Origin of the sequence: Mucilaginibacter sp., from assembly GCF_025359345.1 — a bacterium.
Lineage (GTDB): Bacteria > Bacteroidota > Bacteroidia > Sphingobacteriales > Sphingobacteriaceae > Mucilaginibacter.
In genome coordinates, this window is sequence record NZ_JANYGQ010000010.1 from 42,475 (window position 1) to 66,141 (window position 23,667).

Genomic DNA, 23,667 nt, shown 5'->3' on the forward strand with positions numbered 1-23,667 from the left:
CAATGACGGAAAGCTCAACACTTGTAAAACCCGCCTGCTACCATTGCGGAGATGACTGCCTTACTACAGAATTTGTTAGCGACGGCAAACAGTTTTGTTGCCACGGCTGCAAAAGCGTATACAACATTTTAGCGGGATCGGGCATGTGCAGCTACTACAGCTATAATTCGCACCCGGGCGCTACCAGGGCCAGAGTTGATAAACGCTTTGATTATTTAAGCGAACCTTCGATACTTTCAGAACTGCTGGATTATACCGACGACCGTATTTCCATCATCACCCTTTATATTCCGCATATCCATTGCAGCTCGTGCCTGTGGCTGCTGGAGCAGTTAAATAATTTTAGCCCTGCCATACATTATTCAAGGGTCGATTTTTTGAAAAAACAACTCATCGTCAGGTTTGATAACCGCCAATACACCCTGCAGCAATTGGTTGAGCTACTTTATGATATAGGCTACGAACCGCTCATCAGCCTGCAGGACATCATCAAAAAACAAAACACAGCCGACAAGGGTAACCTTGTGCAGCGAATAGCCGTAGCCGGGTTTTGTTTTGGCAACGTAATGCTGCTAAGTTTTCCCGAGTACTTCGGCCTTTCGGTTTACGAGCAAACGTTTAAACACTTTTTTGGGTACATCAATATCCTGTTCAGCCTGCCGGTAGTTTTTTATAGCGGCCGCGGTTATTTTGTAAGCGCCTGGAATAATTTAAAGGCCAGGGTGCTCAATATCGATTTCCCACTTGCATTGGGTATTGCAGTACTTTTTGGGCGCACCGTAATTGAAAACCTGGCCCATACCGGGGCCGGCTTTGCCGATACGCTTTGCGGACTCGTGTTTTTTTTACTGGTTGGCAAATTTGTTCAGCAAAAAACCTATCACCATATATCGTTCGAGCGTGATTACCGTTCGTTTTTCCCGGTGGCGGTTCAGATTTTGGACGACGGCGTTGAAAAGCCGCTACCGCTTGCAAAGCTAGTAATGGGGCAACGAATAGTTATCCGGCATAACGAAATTATACCGGCCGATGCCATTCTGTTAAAGGGCAATGCTTTAATTGATTTCAGCTTTGTAACCGGCGAATCAGTTCCCGTAAATCGCACCCTCGGCGAGATAATTTATGCCGGCGGCCGCCAAACCGGCGAGGCTATTGAACTGGAAGTTGTTAAACCCGTATCGCAAAGCTACCTGACCCAGCTCTGGAACAACGAGGCGTTTACCCGTAAGCAGGATAACCGCATGAAAACGTTCAACGAAACGGTAAGTAAATATTTTACTGTTGTATTGATCATAATTGCAGTTGCATCGCTACTGGCCTGGCTGCCCTTTAACTACCATACGGGTATTGACGCTTTTACGGCAGTGCTTATTGTTGCATGCCCCTGTGCGCTTGCATTAAGTACGCCGTTTACCATGTCGGCAGCCCTGGGGATTTTTGACCGAAACCGGTTTTACCTGAAAAACACTGCCGTTGTTGAGCAACTGGCACGGGTTGACACATTGGTAATGGATAAAACCGGCACCATAACAAACGGCACCAGTAAACGCATTATACTTGGCGGCGACCTGACCGACAAGCAACAGCAAATAATTTACACAGCTTGCCGTAACTCCATCCACCCATTAAGCCGCATGATAACCCAATATTTAGGTGAAATGCGGGCACTGGATATTACTAATTACAAGGAAATACCCGGCAAGGGCATAAATGCAACTATTGCCGGCCACAAAGTGCAGGTAGGCAGCGGCAATCTGATTTTTGGGTATTTTTTTGAGACGAAGCAAATGACTCGCGTTCATTTAATGATTGACGGCGAATACCTGGGTTATTTTGGATTTGACCAGGAGTACCGCGAAGGGATGGAAAATATTGGGTTGCTAGCCCCTCAATATGATTTATACTTACTATCGGGCGACCAGGACCATGAAAGAAATGAACTGGTCCGTTTTTTTCATAACGATGCAAAAATGTTTTTTGGAAAATCGCCACAGCAAAAGCTTGATATTATTAAAAACCTGCAGCAAAACAAGCACAAAGTAATGATGTTGGGCGATGGCCTCAACGACTCGGGCGCGCTGAAACAAAGCGACCTCGGCATAGCTGTTACCGACAACGTAAACAACTTTTCTCCGGGCAGCGACGCTATTCTGGATGGACAGTCATTTAACAAATTACCCGCATTCCTGCGCTTTTCGAAGGATACGGTTAAAATTATCCACCTGTCGTTCCTTATATCGCTAACCTATAACCTGGTTGGGTTAAGCTATGCAGTTACCGGTCGGCTTTCACCGCTGGTTGCCGCTATTTTGATGCCCTTAAGTACCGTAACAATTATTTCATTCACCACGCTGGCCACACATTTTGCAGCGAAAAAGCGAAAATTAATATGAATATCATCTATTTCCTTATCGGTTGCAGCGTGCTGATGGCACTGGTTTTCCTTGGAGCCTTTTTTTGGGCGCAGCGCAGTGGGCAAAACGACGACCTGTACACCCCATCGATGCGGATTTTGCTGGATGATGAATTAAAAGATGATAAAAAATGATTTTAATCATTTGTAAACCATAACCGTCATCATTCTGTCAGTTATCCAGCCTTAATAGTTTTACACCCATAAAATACAACACTTTATGCAGCCCGAAAATTTTTATTATGACAACAAAATCGTCCGGAATTTTGGTATAGCTACCGTAATCTGGGGGATTATCGGCATGACTGTAGGCCTCATCATAGCCATACAGCTGTACCATCCTGGGGCCAATATGGGCAACCAGTACACCACGTATGGCCGTATCAGGCCGCTGCACACCAATGCGGTTATTTTTGCATTTGTGGGCAACGCCATTTTTATGGGGGTTTATTATTCCCTGCAACGCCTACTAAAAGCAAGGATGTTTAGTGACGTTTTAAGTCGTATTCATTTTTGGGGATGGCAGCTTATTATACTCTCTGCAGTCATTACCCTGCCGCTGGGCTTAACCACATCACACGAGTACGCAGAGCTTGAATGGCCGATAGATATCGCCATTACCGTTATCTGGGTAGTATTCGGATGGAACATGTTCGGTACTATTTTTAAACGCCGCGAACGGCACCTTTATGTGGCCATTTGGTTTTACATAGCCACGTTTATTACTATAGCAGTTTTGCATGTTGTAAACTCGTTCGAGTTGCCGGTATCTGCTTTTAAAAGCTATATGGTTTATGCAGGCGTACAGGATGCACTGGTACAATGGTGGTACGGGCATAACGCGGTTGCGTTTTTCCTGACCACACCATACCTGGGTATGATGTATTATTTTTTGCCAAAAATGGCGAACCGCCCGGTTTACTCCTACAAGTTAAGTATCCTTCACTTTTGGGCACTTATATTTATTTACATATGGGCAGGTCCGCACCATTTATTATATACCACACTACCGGGCTGGGCACAATCATTGGGCGTAGCATTTTCAATTATGTTGATAGCCCCAAGCTGGGGAGGTATGATCAACGGTTTGTTAACCCTCCGTGGCGCATGGGATAAGGTGCGCGATGATGTTATCCTGAAATTTATGGTAGTTGCCCTTACCGCTTATGGTATGGCAACCTTCGAAGGGCCTATGTTATCATTAAAGCAGGTAAATTCAATTGCCCACTTTAGCGACTGGATTATAGCCCACGTACACGTTGGTGCCCTTGGCTGGAACGGCTTCTTAACCTTTGCTATGTTGTACTGGTTGATACCTCGTATTTATAAAACCGAGCTTTTCTCCAAAAAACTGGCCTCGTTCCACTTTTGGATAGGCACATTGGGTATACTGTTTTATGCCATACCTATGTATTGGGCTGGCTTTACCCAAAGCCTTATGCTTAAGGAATTTACTGCCGAAGGCATGTTAAAATACCCCAACTTTCTTGAATCAACCTTGCAGATACTGCCTATGCACATGATGCGGTCTGCCGGTGGTGCCATGTATTTGCTAGGTGTAATAGTTATGGCCTATAACCTTACCCGCACCGCTTTGCAGGGCAAATTGGTTGCCAACGAAGCTGCCCAGGCCATGCCATTAGCGCCGGTGCATACCATTGCCCGCGAAAGCGCCTGGCACCGCAGGCTTGAGCGCAAACCTATTCAAATGCTCATCGCAGCATTACTGGTTATATTAGTTGGTACGTTTGTTGAGTTGATGCCTACATTAACTATATCATCAAACATACCAACAATAGCCGCGGTAAAACCTTACACCCCGCTTGAGTTACAGGGCAGGGACCTTTACATACGCGAAGGTTGCGTAAACTGCCACTCGCAAACTGTCAGGCCATTCAGGTCAGAAACCGAGCGTTACGGTGAATACAGCAAAGCCGGCGAGTTTGTTTACGATCATCCATTTCTGTGGGGATCAAAACGCACCGGGCCCGATCTGGCACGCGAAGGCCAGAAATATGGCAACGCCTGGCACTATAATCACCTGATGGATCCGCGCCTCATGTCGCCAGGTAGTATTATGCCCGAGTACAGCTGGTTGCTTACCCAAACCCTTGACACCAGTTTAACCGTTGCCAAAATAAACGCCATGCGCACGCTGGGGGTGCCTTATGCGCCGGGTTATGAAAAAGTTGCCAATGCTGAGCTTGACAAACAAGCGAAAGCAATAGCCGCTAATTTAGGCGCCGACCACATTAAGGTAAAAAGCGATAAAGAAGTGATAGCAATTATTGCCTACCTGCAGCGCCTTGGAACCGACATCAAAGCAAATAAAACAGCCAATAAATAATCATATTATGTTTAAGCAATTCACCGAAAACATTAACGCAAACCAGGCCTACCTGTTATTCTCGCTGGGCATATTCTTTGTGTTTTTTATTGTAGTAGCCATAATGCTTATCCGCATACGCAAGTCTCATGTCGATCATATGAGCGATTTGCCTTTGCACGATAGCGATACCGAAACACCTCAATCATTACAGTTATGAAATACCTGCGAATAATTTTTCTGTTAGTTATACTAATAAGTGTGCAGCCTGTTACTGCGGCTGCCGATAGCCTTTTGCCCGGCGAAACAATGGATTACATTGGCTATGGGGCTATTGTTTCAGTACTGCTTTTGCTGATTATCGCAATGCTTGTTTTATTGAAAGCATTCAAAGTGCTGACCCGCGTTGTACTGAAATCAGAAGGGTATACCAACGAGCAGATCACTGCTGAATTGGAACCGGCGAAGAAAGAAAAGAAACCAAAGGCCGAGGTTTGGCAAAAACTGCTTTCGTTACGACCGATGGCCGAAGAGAAGGAATTGTTGATTGCCCACGATTATGATGGCATTGAGGAATTGGATAACCCAATACCTGCCTGGTTTATGTGGCTATTTTATACCACCATTGCATTTGCTGTGTGTTACCTGCTGATATACCATGTGTTTAATGCCGCACCACTGCAATACGAGGAGTATAAAATAGAACTGGCCCAGGCCGATGTTGCTAAAAAAGTCTTCTTAAGCAAAGCTGCTAACCGGGTTGATGAAAATAGCGTAAAGCTTGTGCACGACCCTGCTGTGCTTGCATCGGGCAAGGCAATTTTTATGTCAACCTGCGCAGCCTGTCACGGCGAGCACGCACAGGGCAATGTTGGCCCCAACCTTACTGACGATTATTGGCTTCACGGGCATAAAATTAACGATTTGTTTAAAACCATTAAATATGGCGTGCTCGCAAAAGGCATGCCTACCTGGGAGAAACAATTGTCGCCGAAGCAAATATCAGATGTTGCAAACTATATAAAATCGCTGCACGGCACAAAACCAGCCGGCGCAAAAGAGCCACAGGGAACTAAGGAAGAAGACGACGACAATAAACTTGTGTCTAATAACTAAAAAATGGACGGACTACTGGTAGCTGAGCAAAGCAAAAAACGCAAATGGATATACCCGCTGATCCGCAAGGGCAAGCTGTATAAGTGGAGGTCGTGGGTTAGCTATGCCTATCTTATCCTGTTTTTTGCAGGGCCATTTTTGCGAATAAAAGGACAGCCCCTATTAATGCTAAATTTCATGGACAGGCAGTTTGTAATCCTGGGGCAGGTTTTCTGGCCCCAGGATATCTTCCTGTTTGTGCTGGCCACGCTGGTTTTTGTGGTTTGCGTGGTGCTTTTTACCATTGCATTCGGCCGTATATTTTGCGGGTGGATTTGCCCACAGACCATTTTTATGGAAATGGTTTTCAGGAAAATTGAAGAATGGGTTGAAGGCGATGCAAATCACCGCAAGAAAGTAGATGCCGGGCCGTGGACACGGGAAAAAGCACTAAGAAAAACCGCAAAGCATTTCTTATTTGTATTGGTATCGTTTTTAATTGCGAATACTTTTTTGGCTTATATAATTGGCAGTACCAGCTTGTTAAAAATTATAACCGAGCCTGTTAATTTACATTTAGTTGGTTTTATAAGCATTTGGGTATTTACCATTATTTTTTATCTTATATATAGCCAGGTTCGCGAGTTGGTATGCACCGTTTTTTGCCCGTATGGCAGGCTGCAGGGCGTATTTCTTGACCCGGATACACTGGTAGTTGCCTATGACGACGCCCGAGGCGAACCGCGCGGAAAGCTTTCAAGAACGGCTGATCCCCTAAAAGTAAAAGGAGACTGCATTGATTGCGGGCTTTGCGTTGCTGTTTGCCCTACAGCTATTGATATACGGCATGGCACTCAAATGGAATGCGTTAACTGCACGGCTTGCATTGACGTGTGCAACGATGTTATGCACAAAATAAACAAGCCTTTAAACCTTATCGGTTTTTACTCGGAGAACATGATCCACAAGCAGCAAAAGCCAACCTTTACCGGGCGTATGGCAGGCTATAGCGGTATTATTGTTGTACTTATGACGGTGCTTTGCTATTTTATATTCAGCCGCGGCGATATGAGTATAGAAGTGCTGCGCAGTGCGGGAATGCTTTACCAGGAACAAAAGGGTGGCTATATCAGCAATATTTATAATGCCGAAATCATCAATAAATCGGCTACGGGGAGGGATATCAGTATTAATACCGACGACCCATCGATAAAAATAAAGTATATACAGGCGCCGGGCAAAGTAACGGCTGGAGGTTCGGCAAAAACGGTGTTTTTCCTGATGGTGCCGGCTTCGCATATCACTTCGCCAAAAACAGATATTAAAATAAACCTGGTATACGATAAAAAAGTAGTGCAAACAGTCAGCACTTCATTTGTAGGACCAATAAGCAATTAAAATATGAACTGGGGAAAAGGAATAATATTAGGAATGGCGATTTTCATGCTTTTTATAATCAGCATGTGCGTGTATATGTTCAGGATGCCTGCTGATGAGTACGATCACCAGTATTATGAAAAAGGGCTGAATTTTGACAAAGATTTTGCCAAAGAAAAACAAGTTGTTGCCGACCATGCCCAGCCTGCAATTAGTATTGAAGCCGGGCAGGCACATATAGCGTTTACAAAACCTGCAAACGGAACAGCGCGGTTTATCAGGCCATCCAGTGAAGCGCTCGACAAAACGTTTCAACTAAATACAAATACCGGTAGCAGCACCAGTTTGGCGTTAAATGGTTTAGTTGCCGGCAAGTGGCGGATTGTACTGGATTGGAAAAGCGGCGATAAAGCCTACCTGTATCAACAGGAAGTGTATATAAAATGAATACCAACTTAATAGCATTTTTCATCGGCTTGTTTGGCAGCGTACATTGCATTGGTATGTGCGGGCCGCTGGCATTTGCTGTACCCTCATTTCATTCGAGCTGGTGGCTGGTAGTGGCCGATAAGATAACCTATAACCTGGGCCGCGTTATTACCTATTCGTTTTTAGGATTATTAATAGGATTGCTGGGCAGGCAGCTTTGGCTCGCCGGGCTGCAGCAGGGTGTAAGCATTATCAGCGGCGTACTTATTATTGCTGCCGGGCTGTCCAGGCTACTTAAAATTAAATTTTCGCAAAGCGGGTACATCTCTAAAATACTGGCTCCTGTAAACAGGCTCCTAACTTATGCTCTTAAGCACAAGGCCGGCCATTTGGCAATAGGCTTACTTAACGGTTTTTTACCCTGCGGTTTTGTTTACCTGGCCCTGGTTGGCGCAGTTAACACTTCGTCGCCTTTTGCATCGGCACAATACATGTTTTGGTTTGGTATGGGCACTTTCCCGTTAATGCTAATAGCTACGGTAAGTTCGGGCCTTATTGGCCCTTCTGTGCGGCGCAGCATAAACCGGGGCATGCCTTATGTTATGGTATGTTTGGGCCTTTGGTTCCTGGTTCGAGGTTTGGGCCTCAATATTCCTTATCTCAGCCCTGCAAAACAATCTTCGGGCGTAACCATTTGCCATTAATTTCTCCCGCAATCGCCTCTTATATTCTTGCCATCATGCTTACGAATGTTTTGAGACAATCCGATCGCTGATAAAATGATAAACGTCATTTTTTGCCCGGGTTTCTGTCATGGTGTGAGCACCTGTGTTGGCTGATATTTGCTGTATAAAAATTCAACTATGGCAACTTCAATTAATCATGCCGGACAATGGACTCAAGAACCGGCAACAACAACTCCAACGAACATTTTTAATAAGTGGGCCGCCTTTACTCAAAGCCAGTCCGAAAACAAAACCTTTTGGTTTTTATTGTCGCTTGTGTTCCAGGGTGTATTTTTTCTGCCCCTGCCAGCCCTGCTGATTTATTATTTTAACGCGCCTACACTTATTGTTGTGGTAACGCTCACCCTGTTTTTTGCAAACATTATTGCAGGCATGGGCGGAGCCGGAATAAAAGCTTTGCTTAAGCTGTTTGCAGCAAGCATCGTTATACAAGTATTAATGGCAATTATCTGCATAATTTAACTAATCTGCCCGGCAACGGGCGAGACTTGGTCAATTAAATAATATACTGTTGATGGGAAGCTTGCCAGCTAAGTGTGGCAAGGCCCGGAATATGCTGCCCGCTCTCCCATAACTGGTTTATCGCCCGGTGTTTGGTTGCGCCGGAAACCACTTTGTGGGTGAATGATTAGTGAAGAAGAAAAGTGGACTGGGGCGGGCGGCAATACTGGGTTCTAAAACTCTGATAATTAAAATGCGCAAAGGAATTTTATTGGTTAATTTAGGAACGCCCATTAGCCCTTCTGTTAATAATGTACGAAAATACCTGGCCGAGTTTTTAATGGACCCCAGGGTTATCACGCTTCACCGCTTCCTTCGTTTTTTACTGGTTCGCTGCATCATAGTCCCTTTCAGGGCGGCGAAATCAGCCAGGTTGTACCGGAAAATATGGGACAGCCAAACCGGTTCGCCCTTATTGCATTATAGCAACATGCAGCGGCAACTTCTAAAAATGGAGCTTGGCCGCGGGTACGTTGTAGAACTTGCCATGCGTTACCAATACCCCTCAATTGAACTGGCACTAAACAAGTTAAAAACAGCTGGGGTCGAAAGTATCCGCGTTATTCCAATGTTTCCGCAATATGCCTCGGCCACCAGCGGGTCGGTGATAGCTAAAGTGATGGAAACAATGAACAAATGGGATGTTATTCCATCGGTATCCTTCGTCAATTCGTTTCACGATGATGAATTTATGATTGAAGCTTTTGCTGAAAATGGCCGAAAATACCCCGCTGAAAATTATGATCATGTGCTGTTTAGTTTCCATGGTTTACCCGAGGCCCAGTTGATACAATGCGACGCTTCCGGCAGCCATTGCCAACGTAAAAAGGGATGTTGCGACACGCTTACGTCTGTAAACTTTAATTGTTACGCAGCCCAGGCACATCATACAGCGAGGCTGATTGCCATCCGACTGGGTATCCTGCCTGGTAATTACACCGTATGTTTTCAGTCGAGATTAGGCAGGGCCGAATGGATAAAACCATATACCGCCGACGTAATAGCGAACCTTGCACAAACCGGCTATAAACGGCTGCTGGTTTTTTGCCCAGCGTTTGTTGCCGATTGCCTGGAAACAATTTACGAAATCGGGGTCGAATACCGGGAAATGTTTTTGACAGCAGGCGGTCAGCACCTGCAGTTGGTTGAAAGCCTGAACGGGTCGCCCATATTTATAAAAGCCTTACAAAATATGGCTTCGCAAAAAGCACCTGTTTTGGAACATCATGGAGTTAAACGTTTATGTTTATCACATTAAATATTATTGCAAGGCCGGCTATAACTACCAAGACTAAAAAGACTACTGCCAGTACTGTAAGGATTGAATTTAAGTTCATTTTTTATAAGTGTGATACTTGAATTAATGTATTAAGGCGCATCTGGTTTTTAGAGCTCTTCTTCAAAATATTTCATTGCCAAATCTTCAACCATGTGTGGTTTAAGTGGCTTATGCAAAAACGTCGATATGTCGCTATTTTTAAGCGCGCGCTCTTTATCTGCAGGATTTATTGATGTAGTGAGCATTATAACCACCATCCGGGCCTTCAAACTGTCATCCATTTTCCGGTATTCGTCCATAAAATCCCAGCCACTTAACCCCGGCATATTTATGTCTAAAAAAATCACCCCGGGCCGCGGTATATGTTCAGTACCGCTGTACTTGCCTGTGTAGGCTAAAAAATCCAGCGCATCGACTGCATTGTTTATAGCCGTTACCTGCACGTCAACGTCGGCCCTTTCAATCATTTTGGTATGGATAAAATTTGTGGCGGCGTCATCATCAATTAGTAACACACCCTTAAACCCCTTGTATTTTTTCATACAGATTTAACTTTTATTGGAATTGTGAAATAAAAGGTACTCCCGGCGCCGGGATTCGATTTTACAAATATTTCGCCTCCGTGCGACTCAATAATTTTTTTGCAATGCGCCAGCCCTATCCCGTTACCATCATAAACATCGCGAGTATGCAGCCTTTTAAAAAGCCTGAATATTTTTTTTGCAAATTTTGCCTCTATCCCGATCCCATTGTCAGTTACCGCAAAGCGCCAGAATTTTTCGTCGCCGGTGGCGCCAATATTTATCACAGGTTTTTTGTGTTGTTCTCTGAACTTAATTGCATTTGTAATCAAGTTTTGAAAAAGCTGCCTTATTTCTAATGGGTAGCCGGTAATAATTGGCAGGTTATCATAAACTATTACTGCCCCGGTTGCCTTGATGGTTGCATCCAGATCCCGCTTCAGTTCATCCAGCAACAAGTTGCAGTTTACCTGCGCCATAGTTTTGTCGATCCCGATACGCGAGTAGTCGAGCAAGCCTGTAATCAAATATTTCATGCGGTTTGCTGCCTGGTTAATAAAATCAAAATAAGTTTTTGAATTTTCGTCCAGCGTTTCGGCGTATTCCAGTTGTATCAGTTCAACAAAATTGGTAATGGTTAGCAGGGGCTCCTGCAAATCGTGCGAGGCTATATATGCAAACTGCTCAAGTTCTTTGTTTTTGCGCTCAACCTCAAGCAAATGTTTTTTTATTGTTGTTTCCGCCTGCATTTTTTCGGTTAAATCGCGGGTAACTTTGGCGTATCCAACAACGTTTTTATTTTCATCGTGCAATGCCGTTAGGGTAATTGACCCCAAAAACGCCGTCCCGTCCTTCCGTATCCGCCAGCTTTCATGATACGTGGTGCCCAGCCGATCGGCTTCGGCCAGGGTAGTGGCCGGGGTGCCTTTTTTGCGATCACCATCCGAATAAAACAAACTGAAATTTTTTCCAATTATTTCTTCTGCCTTGTAACCTTTAATTTTTTCGGCACCCTTGTTCCAGGTTTCAACATTACCTTCTTTATCCAGCAAAAAAATGGCATAACCGTGTATCTCTTCCATCATTTTTAGTAACAGAAGTTGATTGTTATTAAATTTTGTATGTTCAGTTAAGCCGCTGCCGTGCGAAATATTCAAAACGTATTAAGTTTGCTGATATTTATTTAAAGGTTATGTGTGATTCAGGGCTCCTTCCAATCTTTGAGTTTACAGAAGATTTTTAGCAATATTCCAGCAGGCAATTATCACCCCAACAAGGATGATTAAGCCAATAGCAACAAACATCACTACCGAATACAAAGGCTTTTCAATCATTTTTATTCTCAAATAGCGGTGAGTACATTCCTTAAATAGCTAAGTTAAATGTTGAAACATCTATAAAAAATGACATTAATCACTTTTTATATAGCCATGCTAAATAATTGTGTTGTTGGCTTATCGGCCCAAAGGCGCTCATCAAGCGCCATGCAAATGTTGCGCAGGTAGCGTTTGCCAAGAGGTGTGACTTTTAGTTCCCACGAGTTGAGTTCAATTAACCCGTCATCAGCCAGGGGCCTAAGCCGTTCAATGCCATCAAACAGGGCATCGCAGCCGTCAACATGGTAGTTCCAGGTGGTATAGCCTTTACACATAATGTTTAAAATGTGTTTACGCATTATCAAATCGGTGGGCGTTAATATATGCCCTTTAAAAACGGGCAGCTCGTCGTTATTTACAAGCTTCAGATATTCTTCAACAACTTTTACATTTTGAGCAAACCCATAGTACGAATCGCTAATGGCCGATACACCCAGCCCGATAAGCATTTGAGTGTGCTGAGCCGTATAACCCATAAAGTTGCGGTGTAGTGTACCCTTGGCCTCTGCTTCAAAAAGCTGGTCATCAGGCAAGGCAAAATGGTCCATACCAATTTCTTTAAAGCCATGCCCTCTCAGCAGGCTGCGGCCTATCTCGTAAAGTTTGCTCTTGTCGTGTGCATCGGGCAGATCTTTTTCAGTAAATAAACGCTGGCCGGGTTTAATCCAGGGTACATGTGCATAACTGTAAAACGCAATCCTGTCGGGCATTAACTCGGCCACTAGCCTGATCGTTTCGGCAAGGCCCTGCATTGTTTGCAGCGGCAGGCCATAAATCAGGTCGTAGTTTATTGATGTATAGCCTATGGCCCTCGCTGCCCTTGTTATCGTTTCAACCTGTTCAAAACTTTGGTGGCGGTTAATAATGGTTTGCACTATGGGGTCAAAATCCTGTATGCCAAGGCTGATCCTGCGGAAACCGAGGTTATACAAGGTAAGCAAGTGCTCAATAGTGGTATTTGCCGGATGCCCCTCGAAACTAAACTCAGCTCCGGGATGAACATCGGCGTCTTGCAAAAGACCAGAAATAAGCCTGTGCAAATTAGCCGAACTAAAAAATGTTGGCGTACCACCACCCAGGTGTATTTCTTTAATAAGTGGTTTACCGCCCATAATATTCAGGTACATTCTCCATTCCTTAAGTACAGCTGTAATGTAAGGGTCTTCAACCTGGTGATTTTTAGTTATGCGGGTATTGCAGCCGCAGTAAGTACAAAGGCTTTCGCAAAACGGCAGGTGAATGTAAATACTTATACCTTCGTTCCCGTTACTTTCAATAAACGACCGTTTTACCGTTTGTTTCCAGTCGGTAACTTTAAATGCGTTGGTGTCCCAATAGGGCATTGTTGGGTAACTGGTATAACGTGGCGCCGGGACGTTGTACTTGTTGGCAAGGTCGTTAATCATATTTTCCATGGCTAAGGTTAAACAGTTTTTTCGGGGGTAGTTTTATTGCAATCTTTGGCGCAGGCGCAAACCTGGCCAACGCATTTATTGAGGCTCCACAAATCAAGACTTTTGATTGTTTGGTCGGCTATTTCCTGCAACGCTTCATTGGCTAAAAGCGGCCCGCCGGGCGGATAGTTTTGAATATTTGCTATTTTTATACCGTGACTGGTCAATGCTGTCTTATCAAGGTGGCCGGTGCCGGCGGACCTGGTAACAATAAATTGAATGCCCAGGGCAGCCAACTGTTCAGCCACTGGTGCTGATAAGTCATCATCTTCAGTAACAATAACCGCGTTTTTCCCTTCGGCGTAAACAGCCGTATCAACCCCTAAGGGATTGGAAATAAGCGTTATATCGTGCTTTTTCTGATTAGCTTTCGCCAGGTATTCTTTTTCAAAGGGCTTGACACTAAAGGCAACAGCTTTCATCCATTATAATATTTATAAGAACAAAGCTACCGTTATACCAAACCACAGAGTATGAGCGATGTCAGCCCAAAAAGTGATCTGTGTCAGTTTTTCATTTTAGCAAGCTTTTCGGGATTAATTACTGTAATCAGGCTTCCCTTCTTGTCAATCAGTCCTTCGTCTTTAAAATCCGACAGTGTACGGCTAACAGTTTCGGTGGCCATACCGGCCATTGCAGCCAAATCCTCGCGCGTAATTTTAAAACCTTCGGCACCGGCAGGCTGCTGTTTGTAAAGCCGCATCATAGCCTCAGCCATCCGCTTTCGTACCGAATGGTAGGCCAATTGCAACAACTGGTCTTCTTTTTCCCTTATATTATTTGCTAAAATCTTGATGAACTCGCGCGCCACTTCGGGGTACAGGTTAAGCAATTGCTCCAGCTGGTCTTTAGGGATAAGGCACAGGGTGCTATCTTCAAGGGCAGTAGCCGTATCGGAGTATGGTTCGTTTGACAGGAGGGCGTTAACACCCAGGTAATCGTCATCATTAAAAATACCGGTCATTAGTTCGCGCCCATCCTCTGCCAGCTTTATAGTTTTTACTTTGCCGCTAACAACAAGGTAAAGGCCGTTGCCTTTATCGCCATCGTAATAAATGACCTGATTTTTTTTAAACTGGCGGGCCTTTCGTTCACTTATAATTTTCTTCAGTTCATTAAACCCGTCATTTTTAGCTATCAGGTTATTTAAACGGTCTAATGATTTGCTATAGAAATTTTGCTGCAATTCCTTTTTCTTTAGCCTGCTTTCAATGGCATTTAATAAATCCATGTCATCAAAAGGCTTGGTCAGGTAGTCGTCGGCCCCCATTTCCATTCCCTTTCGTAAGTCAAGGCGTTCGGCTTTCGCAGTTAAAAATATAAAAGGCGTAGCAGCTGTCGCCAGGTTTTTGTTCAGCATATACAATACGCCATAGCCGTCAAGTTCGGGCATCATTATATCGCACAAAATAATATCCGGCAAATTTTTCAGGGCCAGGTCAACCCCGGTTTTACCGTTATCGGCCTCAAATACCGTGTAGCCGGCTAACTCAAGAATTTCAACCACATTTTCGCGGATGTCGTTATTATCCTCAATTATTAATACTTTCTTGCTCATGATATTGGAAATGTAATAGTGAATAAGGTTCCCTGGTTAATATTGCTGCTAAATTCAATTTGCCCGTTCATCAGACTGGTATAACGCGCCACAATATTTAAGCCCAAACCGGTACCCGGAATATTGCCTGTGTTGTGCGCTCTGAAAAAAGCTTCAAATAAGTGTTTCTGGTCGGTATCAGGTATGCCAATGCCATTATCCTTAATAGTAATTATACACTGTTGCCAGGTTACTTCGGTATTAAACTCAATAAATGTGTTTTCGCCCGAATATTTAATGGCGTTGGCTATAAGGTTTATTACGCAGTTTTTAAGCAGGTTAGGGTCAAGGTTTATTATGCCGCTCGTGCCTGTATGCTGGTAAATAATATTTTGGTTCTGTTTGGCCACCATCTGCATTTCTTCAGTTATCTCTTCCGATAGCTTAACAACATCAAAATAAGTAAATGCCGGCTGTACCTTCCCTGCTTCCAGTTTTTCGAGCGAAAGGAAGTCGTTGAGAATAGTGGTTAAATTACCAACAGCATTCTTTATTTTTCCTACATGTTTCCGGATGTTTTCGTTTTCAAAAGGGAGTGCATATTTTTCAATAAGCGATGCCGACAATTGGATTGCACTTAACGGGGTACGGAATTCGTGCGATGCCATTGAAACAAAACGGCTCTTTAGCTGGCCAAGTTCCTTCTCTTTTACAAGTGAAAAGCTCACTTCTTCTTTTGCAAGCTGCAGCGCCTGCACGGTTTCCCTAAGCGAATGCGTACGCGTCTCAACCAACTCCTCTAAATGAGCGGCGTATTCTTTTAGTTGGTGCTCGGCCTCTTTTTCCCGACTTAAATCATGAATAAAACCGGCGTAAATTTTCCTGCCTGCGAACGGAACATCGCTGACGCCCAGCCTGAATGGGAATGTTGTACCATCCTTTTTTAAACCGGTTACTTCCCTGCCAATACCAATAATATGCGGCTCGTTGGTTCGCTGATAACGATGAATGTATTCATCGTGCTGGCTTTTGTATGGCTGAGGCATCAATGTCGAAACATTTTTACCAATAACCTCTTCGGGCGTGCACAAAAACAACTTACATGCCGCCGGGTTAATGGATTCAACAATGCCATGCCCGTCGATGGTTAGTATCCCATCAATGGCGTTGTCAATTATCGCTTTTAGCAGGGCAGCGTTTTCCATATACTCGTTTAGCATTTATTTACAGTCATGCGGGGTCGTGATATTTATCACAAATATCACTAGTGGCATCCTAACCAAATATAACCCTTTTCATGTAGAAATGTGATCGTCGTCATTTTTTGTACAAAACAGCCTCAAAGTATAAAGGCAACTGCCATCACAAAGCATCTGCGTAAACTGATAACAAACAACCAGTTTGCTGATTTGTGTCATATTTTATCAGCATTAATTTAAAAAACTTTACAGTATAATAAATCGCCAATAAGCCTGCAAAATGCCTGGTACAAAACTGTTGCTATGAATAATTCAGAAATTCAATTTTTAGATGGGCCGCAATCAAGACTTAAAGAGTTAAAGTTTACTTTTCAAACCATGCGCGAACTTATCCACGGGTTCCGTGCGTTGCATTTTATAGGCCCTTGTATAACGGTCTTCGGTTCGGCCAGATTTAAAGATGGTCATCCTTACTACGAACTCACCCGCAAAGCATCTGCCGAATTTGCAAAACTTGGATTTACCATCCTTACCGGCGGGGGGCCTGGTTTAATGGAAGCTGCAAACCGCGGCGCCCGCGATGTTGGAGGCCGTTCGGTTGGTTGTAATATTCAATTACCGGTTGAGCAGCGCCCAAACCCATACCTCGACAAATGGGTTTACATGCAGCACTTTTTTTTACGCAAAGTATTACTGGTAAAATATTCGTTTGCATTTATAGTGATGCCCGGCGGGTATGGCACGCTCGACGAATATTTTGAGGCGCTTACGCTTATACAAACTCATAAAATTAAAGATTTCCCGGTTATCATATTTGGCAGGGATTACCATAAGGAACTGTTGCAGCATATTGAAACCATGAAAAAGGATGGCACGATAAGCGAGCCGGACGCTCATCTTTACCTGGTAACAGACGATATTGAGGAAGCTGTAAATTTAATAAAGGAAAAAAGCATTAAACAATATGGTCTAAAGCCCCGGCCCAAATCAAAGCCTACCTGGTGGTTATTTGAACACCGGTAAGCCGCCCGGGCAAACAAACTTGTACCATGATCTGCCACGGCATTGGGTGACAACAATCACTTATTGGCGTGACAGCCGTCATTTTATGCCGCCCAATTATTTCGAATTTAGCAGTCTGTAATATTATTACAATTTAATACAAGCTGAAAATACACCCGTTATGCAGGCAACAATTACCAATCCCGACCGCACACTCCAATATTATGTGATTGCCCGTAAATGGTTATCAGACCTAGAGTTTTTTAAAATAGAAACCGCGTACCTGCACCGGCTGATGGATGATTACATTGTGCGCTTACAGGACGCTGACCATATCCACCGGCTTATTGAAGTTGGCAAGGAACTGAAAAAACTGGAGCAAATGGAAATAAACAACATGCTGGCCAACCAAATAACGCAATTGGAACTGATGGCTGAGGATGTGATCCCTGAAGACTCCGAATCGCTGGCGGCTACACAGGTTCAGTTGGAATATTTTATCACCAACCTTAACCACCAATTCCGTAAAGTAAAGCAGGAATTGTTCAGGCTGGTGCTTGATGTTAAGCATAAATACAAAATTATAGCAAACTAAATCTCACCCCCATAATACCCGATAGTAAAAGCGCACATAACCCGGCGCTTTTTTCTTTCATATAATTTTAATTGACCTGTTGTAACGGAGCCCGCAGCTTGCAATTGTTTCTTTTGTGTGGTTTTAGCATTATTTAATTATTTTGCGAAACTTAAAACCAACATATGGCAATTACACCTTCCATCAGTGCCCCGGTCACTAAAAACCCCACCGTAAGTCCTATAGCTATTATAGGCGCATTATTTTTCATTTTCGGGTTTATAACCTGGCTCAATTCCGTGCTAATTCCCTATTTGAAAATAGCATGCCAGCTAAATAACTTCCAATCGTATTTTGTGGCAACCGCTTTTTATGTGGCCTGCCTTGTGATGGCCAGGCCATCGGCGTGGGTGCTCAAGCTTTTCGGCTTTAAAAACGGCATGTCGGCCGGGCTTGTATTTATGGCTATTGGCGCAATAATATTTATCCCGGCAGCAATCACCAGGATTTATTCAATTTTCCTGGTAGGGCTTTTTATACAGGGTAGCGGCATGGCCATATTGCAAACCGCAGCAAACCCATACATTACGATAGTTGGCCCGGCCGAAAGTGCTGCAAAGCGCATAAGCATTATGGGCATTTGTAATAAGATGGCCGGTGTATTGGCCCCTATTGCTCTGGGCGCAGTGGTATTAAAAAATATCGACGCCTTTACCACTAATCTCGCCAAATTAAACCCGTCACAAAAAACTGCTGAATTAAATGAGTTGGCATCGAGGGTGATATTACCTTATATACTAATTGTAATTGTGCTGATTATATTGGCCGTATTAATCTATTTCTCGGGCCTCCCCGAAATTGATACCGACCACGAGGATGAAACCGTTGCTGCAGCCAACAGCGGCAAAACCAGTATATTCCAGTTCCCACATTTAATAATAGGGGTTATTGCCCTGTTTTTTTATGTAGGCGCCGAAGTAATAGCCGGCGACTCTATCATCAGCTACGGAGCATCGCAACATATCCCCCTGTCTACTGCTAAGTTTTTTACATCCTTCACACTGAGTTCCATGGTTGCCGGGTATATTATCGGCATTATTTGTATTCCGCGCTATATCACGCAACAAAAGGCGCTCGTTATATCTGCCATTTTAGGTATTATTTTTACCATCGCTGCATTACTCACTCACCAATATGCTTCAGTATTTTGCATCGCTCTTTTGGGGCTTGCTAACTCGCTGATGTGGCCCGCAATATGGCCGTTGGCGCTAGCAGGTTTGGGTCGATATACTAAAATAGGCTCATCCATGCTGATAATGGGTATTGCCGGCGCGGCAGTTTTCCCACCCTTATATGGCTTTTCTGTCGACCATTTTAAGGCAAGCATGGGTCAGGCAGATGCAGCGCACATGTCGTACCTTATTTTACTGCCGCTTTACCTGTTTATTTTTTATTTTGCTGCTTACGGGTACAAAAAAAGAAAGCATGTTAGTGCATAATTTATAAATCAAACTGTTACAAATAATAAAAGCCCCGCAATGCGGGGTTTTTTGCTTAAGGCAGCGCTATATCTATTTTCCCTGCGGGTATACAAACGACGTGGTTTCTTCCTTCATTTTTATAGGCCTCACCTCAATTTTAGCAGTTTGGGTGTAGGCAAATTCGGGATTGCCTTTGGCCAGATCTACAGCCTCATCCATGTTGTTTGCCAAAATGTGGTATAGCCTACAATTATTTCATTATTTTCGGTATAAGGGCCCTCGTTAAACGCGCCGGGCGTTCCTGATATCATTTTACCCTCCCTCACCAACGGTTGAGCACCAATAAGATTGCCATTTTTTATCATGGCCTCAATGTAAACCTCGCAAGTTTTTACAAATTCGAGATGCTGTTGAGGCGACAAATCTGTTTTACTTTCCGTTTCGTTGCGGATGAGTAGCATAAATTCTTTCATCATCGTTTTTTTATCGTTAGTATAAATTTAAGTAATTTCCGGGTTGTGAAATGTTAGTTATCTTGTATTTTCTCAACGGGTTCAACCATTCGTCACTCCAACAAAAAACTTCTCTATTTATAATCAATCACTTATAATTATGCTAAATTTAAAATGACTTTTTATAGCCACGGTTTTAGCCGGCATATGTAATGATGAAATTTATATTTAGTTTACTAATATCCATTTTACCGTGCTTCCTTTTGGCCCAATCATTTACGCCAAATCCTGATTGGCGTTTCGAAAATTTCAACAGTCAAAATCATTTCATCAGCCGCGGAATTGCTGATATCGCCCTTGACAAACACGGCTATGTATGGTCGTGCAGCGGCGGAATGCAACGCTTCGATGGGTACAAAACCACAGATTATAACAGTTTTGACCAGGCAAACAGTGGCCTGCGCGGCAATTATACCAGCCTGAAGGCTGATAATACCGGCAAAATATGGGTCTGTTCGTTAGGCATATGTTATTATGATGATGCCAGCGGGAAGTTTATTTATATAAAAACCGACCCGAACCATCACATAGCAAGCGTTAACTCTTATTGCCTGCAAAAAAACAATCTTTGGTTTGCCTGTGATTACGGACTGGCAAAGCTTGATCTTAAAACATTAAAAATAACGTATACAGCACTTAAAAATGTAACAGATCCTTTGTGCTCCTACCTGCTTGATGATAATACTGTATTGCTGTCGAGCCGCGAAAAATTTTACATTTATAACATCGCAACCGATACTTATAAAACAAATACGCTGATTTATAACCATACCCTTGTTAAAACCTTTTCGATAATTAAAACCGGCAACCAGATTTTCCTGGGTACGTCTGACGGGCTATTTTCATACAACAATTTGACAGACCTGGAACCGGTGAGCAATGGAGTAAAAGATGCGGCCATAAACGACTTGGTTTTTTTGCCGCAGGACAGGGAAGAGAAGTACCTTTTTATGGCAACAGAGGGAAAGGGTATTGTTGTTTACAATACGGTTTTAAAAAAGGTTGAATTTACTTACATGCACTATGACAGCAACCCTTACAGCGTCCCCAGCAATATAATAACCAAATTTTACGTTGATAAAACCTGCCGGCTGTGGCTAAGCACATCAATTGGTATAAGTATGCTTGATGTGGTAAATCAGCAGTTAAAAATGCGCTTTTTGAATAAAAGCAATAGTGATGAACTCGGTATAAATAAAATTGCAAAGGATAAATATGATAGCACAAAAGTGTGGATGTCATCATACAACCAGGGGTTGATTTGCGTGGACTGGAAAACAAAAAAAATTGAAAAGGCATTTGACGCAAACCCTGCCACTAAGCGGATAAACGATTTTGTACAGCTGTCAAAAAGCAGGTTCCTGCTGGCGACAAAAAAAGCGATAGTGGAATGGGATGTAAATGCTGGTATTCAGTCGCAACAGAAGCTGCCCGTTCCAGACTCAATTGCGCTGGTTTGCAACATCAGGAAAATTATCACGGCAGGCGAAAATGTTTGTTTTATTACTACCGATAAGGGCCTTTTTAAATATGAACTGGGCTCACGGCATTTTAAACTGGTTACCACGAACAATTTGAGTGACAAATCATACACCCGGCTTAAATTTATATTGTTAAATGGGTTTTATGATAAGGGTATTGTTTGGGCAGCATCAAGGGACGGGCTTTTCAGTTACAATACCGCCACAAATAAAACTGTTAACTACAGAGGAAAGGGAGAGAAACCGGATTATTTTTTCTTCGACATAGCCCCTGTGCCAGGCAATCAAATAGTTTGTGCCGCAGGCAGTGGTATAAATATTTTCAATACGCAAACCAAACAGTTCACCATAGTAAACTCCTTAGCCGGGCTGCACAATCCGGGTTGCGAAAACGTTATCTGTATAAACAACATGATTTGGGCCGGTACTGAAGCCGGTATATTAAATTATGATTTAAAAACGCATACTTCTTCGAGGGCCGAACACGAAACCTCGATGATGCAGATTTACCCAAGTTCTTCATTTGCCGTTTTAGGCAAGGATATTATTTTCGGGTTCGGCAATGGCTATGCCTATTTTACACAGGATTTAAAGAACAACCTTGCCCCATCCGACCCGGTAATCGAAAAAATTGATGTGAACAACCAGCCGGTGTTTCTTCCATATCCTTCACAAAAAGATGCCGGGAGTTTAACTTTTACCCATTCAAACAATTCCGTCAATATAGCATTTACATCGTTTTTATATTCAGACCCCGACCATATTAATTTCCGTTACAGGCTTAGTGGTGCCGGTAACAGGTGGCAATATGCTAACGAACAGCGCAATGCCAACTACACGCAACTACCACCCGGCGACTATACCTTTTTTGTACAATGCGGCAATAAAAATGGTGTGTGGAATAACCATCTTGCTTCTTTCAGTTTTATCATTACGCCACCTTATTGGGAAACCTGGTGGTTCAGGGTATTAGTTATACTTGTCATTGCATTTGGTTTATACCAGCTGTACCGGTATAAAATAAAACACATACTGGCAATTGAACGGATACGTGAACGGATTGCTTCCGATTTCCATGACGACATCGGCTCAGCGCTAAGCAGTATTTCAATTTTTAGTGATGTGGCGGATAAGCAGCTGCAACGAAAATTGCCGCCTGAGCAAACACGCGAGGTGATAGGACATATTTCGCACCACTCGCAGACAATGCTTGAGGCGATGGACGATATTATTTGGGCCGTAAACCCTCAAAACGATCACTTTAACGATTTGGCAGTGCGCATGCGCGAGTTTGCCATACCCTTGCTTGAAGCAAGCAACATCAATTTTGATATAGATATACAGGAAGATATACTAAGCGCACGTGTTAAAATGGAAGCCCGCAAAAACATCTTCATGATTTTTAAGGAGTGTATCAACAATATACTTAAACATGCTGAATGCACGGCCATTAAAATAACAGTAACCAGGCTGAATAATCACCTTGAATTAATCATAAGCGACAATGGCAAAGGCTTTGATATTAATGCAAAAAGCAACCGCAACGGGCTTAAAAATATGAAAAAGCGCGCTGTTGAAATTGGCGGCGTTATTGAAGTTATTTCGCAGCCGGGGAAAGGCACTGTTACCAGGCTGGTAGTCAATATCATATAGACATATGATTGAACGCTGAATTAAGCAAAGTTATATTTACCCATTAATTATTTACGATTTGGACATCAGGGTTTCGGTATTTGATGATAACAATGCACTGCGTGATGGTTTATTTTACCTTATCTCTGCTACGCCCGGCTTCACCGTATCCGGCGTATATCCCGACTGCAACAACGTACTGGAGCATTTGCGAAACGACCCAACTGACGTAATATTGATGGACATTGATATGCCGGGTCTTAACGGCATTGAAGCTACCGCCCTCATCAAAAGCCATCACCCGGAAATTAATGTCCTCATCCTGACTTCGTACGATGACAGTGTAAAAATTTTTGATGCGCTGCAATCCGGCGCGACGGGGTATCTGCTGAAAAAAACCACACCTGCAAAAATAATGGAGGCCATTACCGAAGTTAGCCAGGGCGGCGCCCCTATGAACGCAAGCATAGCCCGCAGAGTGCTTGAGTTTTTTAGCGAGAAGAAAAACATCGTCGAAAATGGATATGACTTGTCGTCGCGCGAGAAAGATGTACTCGGCTGCCTGGTAAAAGGCGACAGCTATAAAATGATTGCGGCCAATTGCTTTATAAGCATGGGCACGGTTTGCACGCACATCAGCAATATTTATAAAAAACTACATGTTAACTCAAAATCTGAAGCGGTTGCCAAAGCTATCCGCGAGCATTTGGTTAATGATACGATGTAGACTCT

General features: G+C 43.4%; 23 protein-coding genes. 15 read left to right on the forward strand and 8 right to left on the reverse strand.

Translation table 11 applies throughout. The features are described 5' to 3' along the window. Positions 1-2 precede the first annotated feature (2 nt). The 10 genes from Q0R52_RS05690 to hemH all read left to right on the forward strand — a co-directional run bounded on the left by Q0R52_RS05690 (position 3) and on the right by hemH (position 10,145). On the forward strand, positions 3-2,393 hold the full coding sequence (locus tag Q0R52_RS05690) for a heavy metal translocating P-type ATPase metal-binding domain-containing protein (RefSeq protein WP_295792958.1): 2,391 nt from the start codon (positions 3-5) through the stop codon (positions 2,391-2,393). Further along, positions 2,390-2,548: a cbb3-type cytochrome oxidase assembly protein CcoS gene (gene ccoS, locus Q0R52_RS05695; protein ID WP_295792960.1), complete on the forward strand. Its 159-nt coding sequence runs from the start codon at positions 2,390-2,392 to the stop codon at positions 2,546-2,548. The genes Q0R52_RS05690 and ccoS overlap by 4 nt, the downstream gene beginning before the upstream one ends. 85 nt (positions 2,549-2,633) lie before the next feature. Further along, positions 2,634-4,760 carry a cytochrome-c oxidase, cbb3-type subunit I gene (gene ccoN, locus Q0R52_RS05700; RefSeq protein WP_295792961.1) on the forward strand — a complete coding sequence of 709 codons (2,127 nt, stop codon included), beginning with the start codon at positions 2,634-2,636 and terminating at the stop codon, positions 4,758-4,760. 7 nt (positions 4,761-4,767) lie between these two features. Then, entirely contained in the window at positions 4,768-4,959 is a 192-nt protein-coding gene (locus tag Q0R52_RS05705) for a hypothetical protein (protein WP_295792962.1), read from the forward strand. Continuing rightward, a complete protein-coding gene (locus Q0R52_RS05710; protein WP_295792963.1) occupies positions 4,956-5,855 on the forward strand; it encodes a cbb3-type cytochrome c oxidase N-terminal domain-containing protein in 900 nt (299 codons plus the stop codon). Before Q0R52_RS05705 ends, Q0R52_RS05710 begins: the two co-directional genes overlap by 4 nt. A gap of 3 nt (positions 5,856-5,858) precedes the next feature. Further along, positions 5,859-7,232 (forward strand): cytochrome c oxidase accessory protein CcoG, encoded by a 1,374-nt coding sequence (gene ccoG, locus Q0R52_RS05715; RefSeq protein WP_295792964.1) that lies wholly within the window; start codon positions 5,859-5,861, stop codon positions 7,230-7,232. A 3-nt stretch (positions 7,233-7,235) separates the two neighbouring features. Next, positions 7,236-7,658, forward strand: coding sequence for a FixH family protein (locus tag Q0R52_RS05720; protein WP_295792965.1), 423 nt, complete (start codon positions 7,236-7,238; stop codon positions 7,656-7,658). After that, entirely contained in the window at positions 7,655-8,344 is a 690-nt protein-coding gene (locus tag Q0R52_RS05725; RefSeq protein ID WP_295792967.1) for a sulfite exporter TauE/SafE family protein, read from the forward strand. The genes Q0R52_RS05720 and Q0R52_RS05725 overlap by 4 nt, the downstream gene beginning before the upstream one ends. A 159-nt stretch (positions 8,345-8,503) precedes the next feature. Beyond that, positions 8,504-8,848 carry a hypothetical protein gene (locus Q0R52_RS05730; RefSeq protein WP_295792969.1) on the forward strand — a complete coding sequence of 115 codons (345 nt, stop codon included), beginning with the start codon at positions 8,504-8,506 and terminating at the stop codon, positions 8,846-8,848. A 232-nt stretch (positions 8,849-9,080) separates the two neighbouring features. After that, on the forward strand, positions 9,081-10,145 hold the full coding sequence (hemH, locus tag Q0R52_RS05735) for a ferrochelatase (RefSeq protein ID WP_295792971.1): 1,065 nt from the start codon (positions 9,081-9,083) through the stop codon (positions 10,143-10,145). A 128-nt stretch (positions 10,146-10,273) separates the two neighbouring features. Here hemH and Q0R52_RS05740 read toward each other — a convergent pair whose 3' ends face one another. The 6 genes from Q0R52_RS05740 to Q0R52_RS05765 all read right to left on the reverse strand — a co-directional run bounded on the left by Q0R52_RS05740 (position 10,274) and on the right by Q0R52_RS05765 (position 16,259). Next, a complete protein-coding gene (locus Q0R52_RS05740; protein WP_295792972.1) occupies positions 10,274-10,708 on the reverse strand; it encodes a response regulator in 435 nt (144 codons plus the stop codon). Further along, positions 10,705-11,844, reverse strand: coding sequence for an ATP-binding protein (locus Q0R52_RS05745; RefSeq protein ID WP_295792975.1), 1,140 nt, complete (start codon positions 11,842-11,844; stop codon positions 10,705-10,707). The genes Q0R52_RS05740 and Q0R52_RS05745 overlap by 4 nt, the downstream gene beginning before the upstream one ends. Before the next feature lie 263 nt (positions 11,845-12,107). After that, positions 12,108-13,478 (reverse strand): oxygen-independent coproporphyrinogen III oxidase, encoded by a 1,371-nt coding sequence (gene hemN, locus Q0R52_RS05750; RefSeq protein WP_295792978.1) that lies wholly within the window; start codon positions 13,476-13,478, stop codon positions 12,108-12,110. 8 nt (positions 13,479-13,486) lie between these two features. Continuing rightward, complete coding sequence (locus tag Q0R52_RS05755; protein ID WP_295792980.1) at positions 13,487-13,939, reverse strand: lactate dehydrogenase; 453 nt, start codon at positions 13,937-13,939, stop codon at positions 13,487-13,489. An 83-nt stretch (positions 13,940-14,022) separates the two neighbouring features. Further along, entirely contained in the window at positions 14,023-15,075 is a 1,053-nt protein-coding gene (locus Q0R52_RS05760; protein ID WP_295792982.1) for a response regulator, read from the reverse strand. Beyond that, a complete protein-coding gene (locus Q0R52_RS05765; RefSeq protein WP_295792984.1) occupies positions 15,072-16,259 on the reverse strand; it encodes a PAS domain-containing sensor histidine kinase in 1,188 nt (395 codons plus the stop codon). Before Q0R52_RS05765 ends, Q0R52_RS05760 begins: the two co-directional genes overlap by 4 nt. A gap of 297 nt (positions 16,260-16,556) precedes the next feature. Here Q0R52_RS05765 and Q0R52_RS05770 point away from each other — a divergent pair, with 297 nt between their 5' ends. From Q0R52_RS05770 to Q0R52_RS05780, 3 genes are all read left to right on the forward strand, one after another. Continuing rightward, positions 16,557-17,276: a TIGR00730 family Rossman fold protein gene (locus tag Q0R52_RS05770; RefSeq protein WP_295792987.1), complete on the forward strand. Its 720-nt coding sequence runs from the start codon at positions 16,557-16,559 to the stop codon at positions 17,274-17,276. A 160-nt stretch (positions 17,277-17,436) separates the two neighbouring features. Continuing rightward, entirely contained in the window at positions 17,437-17,850 is a 414-nt protein-coding gene (locus tag Q0R52_RS05775; RefSeq protein ID WP_295792991.1) for a hypothetical protein, read from the forward strand. A 164-nt stretch (positions 17,851-18,014) separates the two neighbouring features. After that, on the forward strand, positions 18,015-19,328 hold the full coding sequence (locus Q0R52_RS05780; RefSeq protein WP_295792993.1) for a sugar MFS transporter: 1,314 nt from the start codon (positions 18,015-18,017) through the stop codon (positions 19,326-19,328). A gap of 72 nt (positions 19,329-19,400) precedes the next feature. Here the strand turns inward: Q0R52_RS05780 and Q0R52_RS05785 are convergent, their stop codons facing one another. Further along, on the reverse strand, positions 19,401-19,529 hold the full coding sequence (locus tag Q0R52_RS05785) for a hypothetical protein (RefSeq protein WP_295792995.1): 129 nt from the start codon (positions 19,527-19,529) through the stop codon (positions 19,401-19,403). Beyond that, a complete protein-coding gene (locus tag Q0R52_RS05790) occupies positions 19,514-19,786 on the reverse strand; it encodes a hypothetical protein (protein ID WP_295792997.1) in 273 nt (90 codons plus the stop codon). Before Q0R52_RS05790 ends, Q0R52_RS05785 begins: the two co-directional genes overlap by 16 nt. A gap of 239 nt (positions 19,787-20,025) precedes the next feature. On the opposite strand from Q0R52_RS05790, the gene Q0R52_RS05795 reads away from it, so the two are divergent. After that, positions 20,026-22,956 (forward strand): triple tyrosine motif-containing protein, encoded by a 2,931-nt coding sequence (locus Q0R52_RS05795; protein WP_295792999.1) that lies wholly within the window; start codon positions 20,026-20,028, stop codon positions 22,954-22,956. 58 nt (positions 22,957-23,014) lie between these two features. After that, positions 23,015-23,662: a response regulator transcription factor gene (locus tag Q0R52_RS05800; RefSeq protein ID WP_295793001.1), complete on the forward strand. Its 648-nt coding sequence runs from the start codon at positions 23,015-23,017 to the stop codon at positions 23,660-23,662. Positions 23,663-23,667 lie beyond the last annotated feature (5 nt).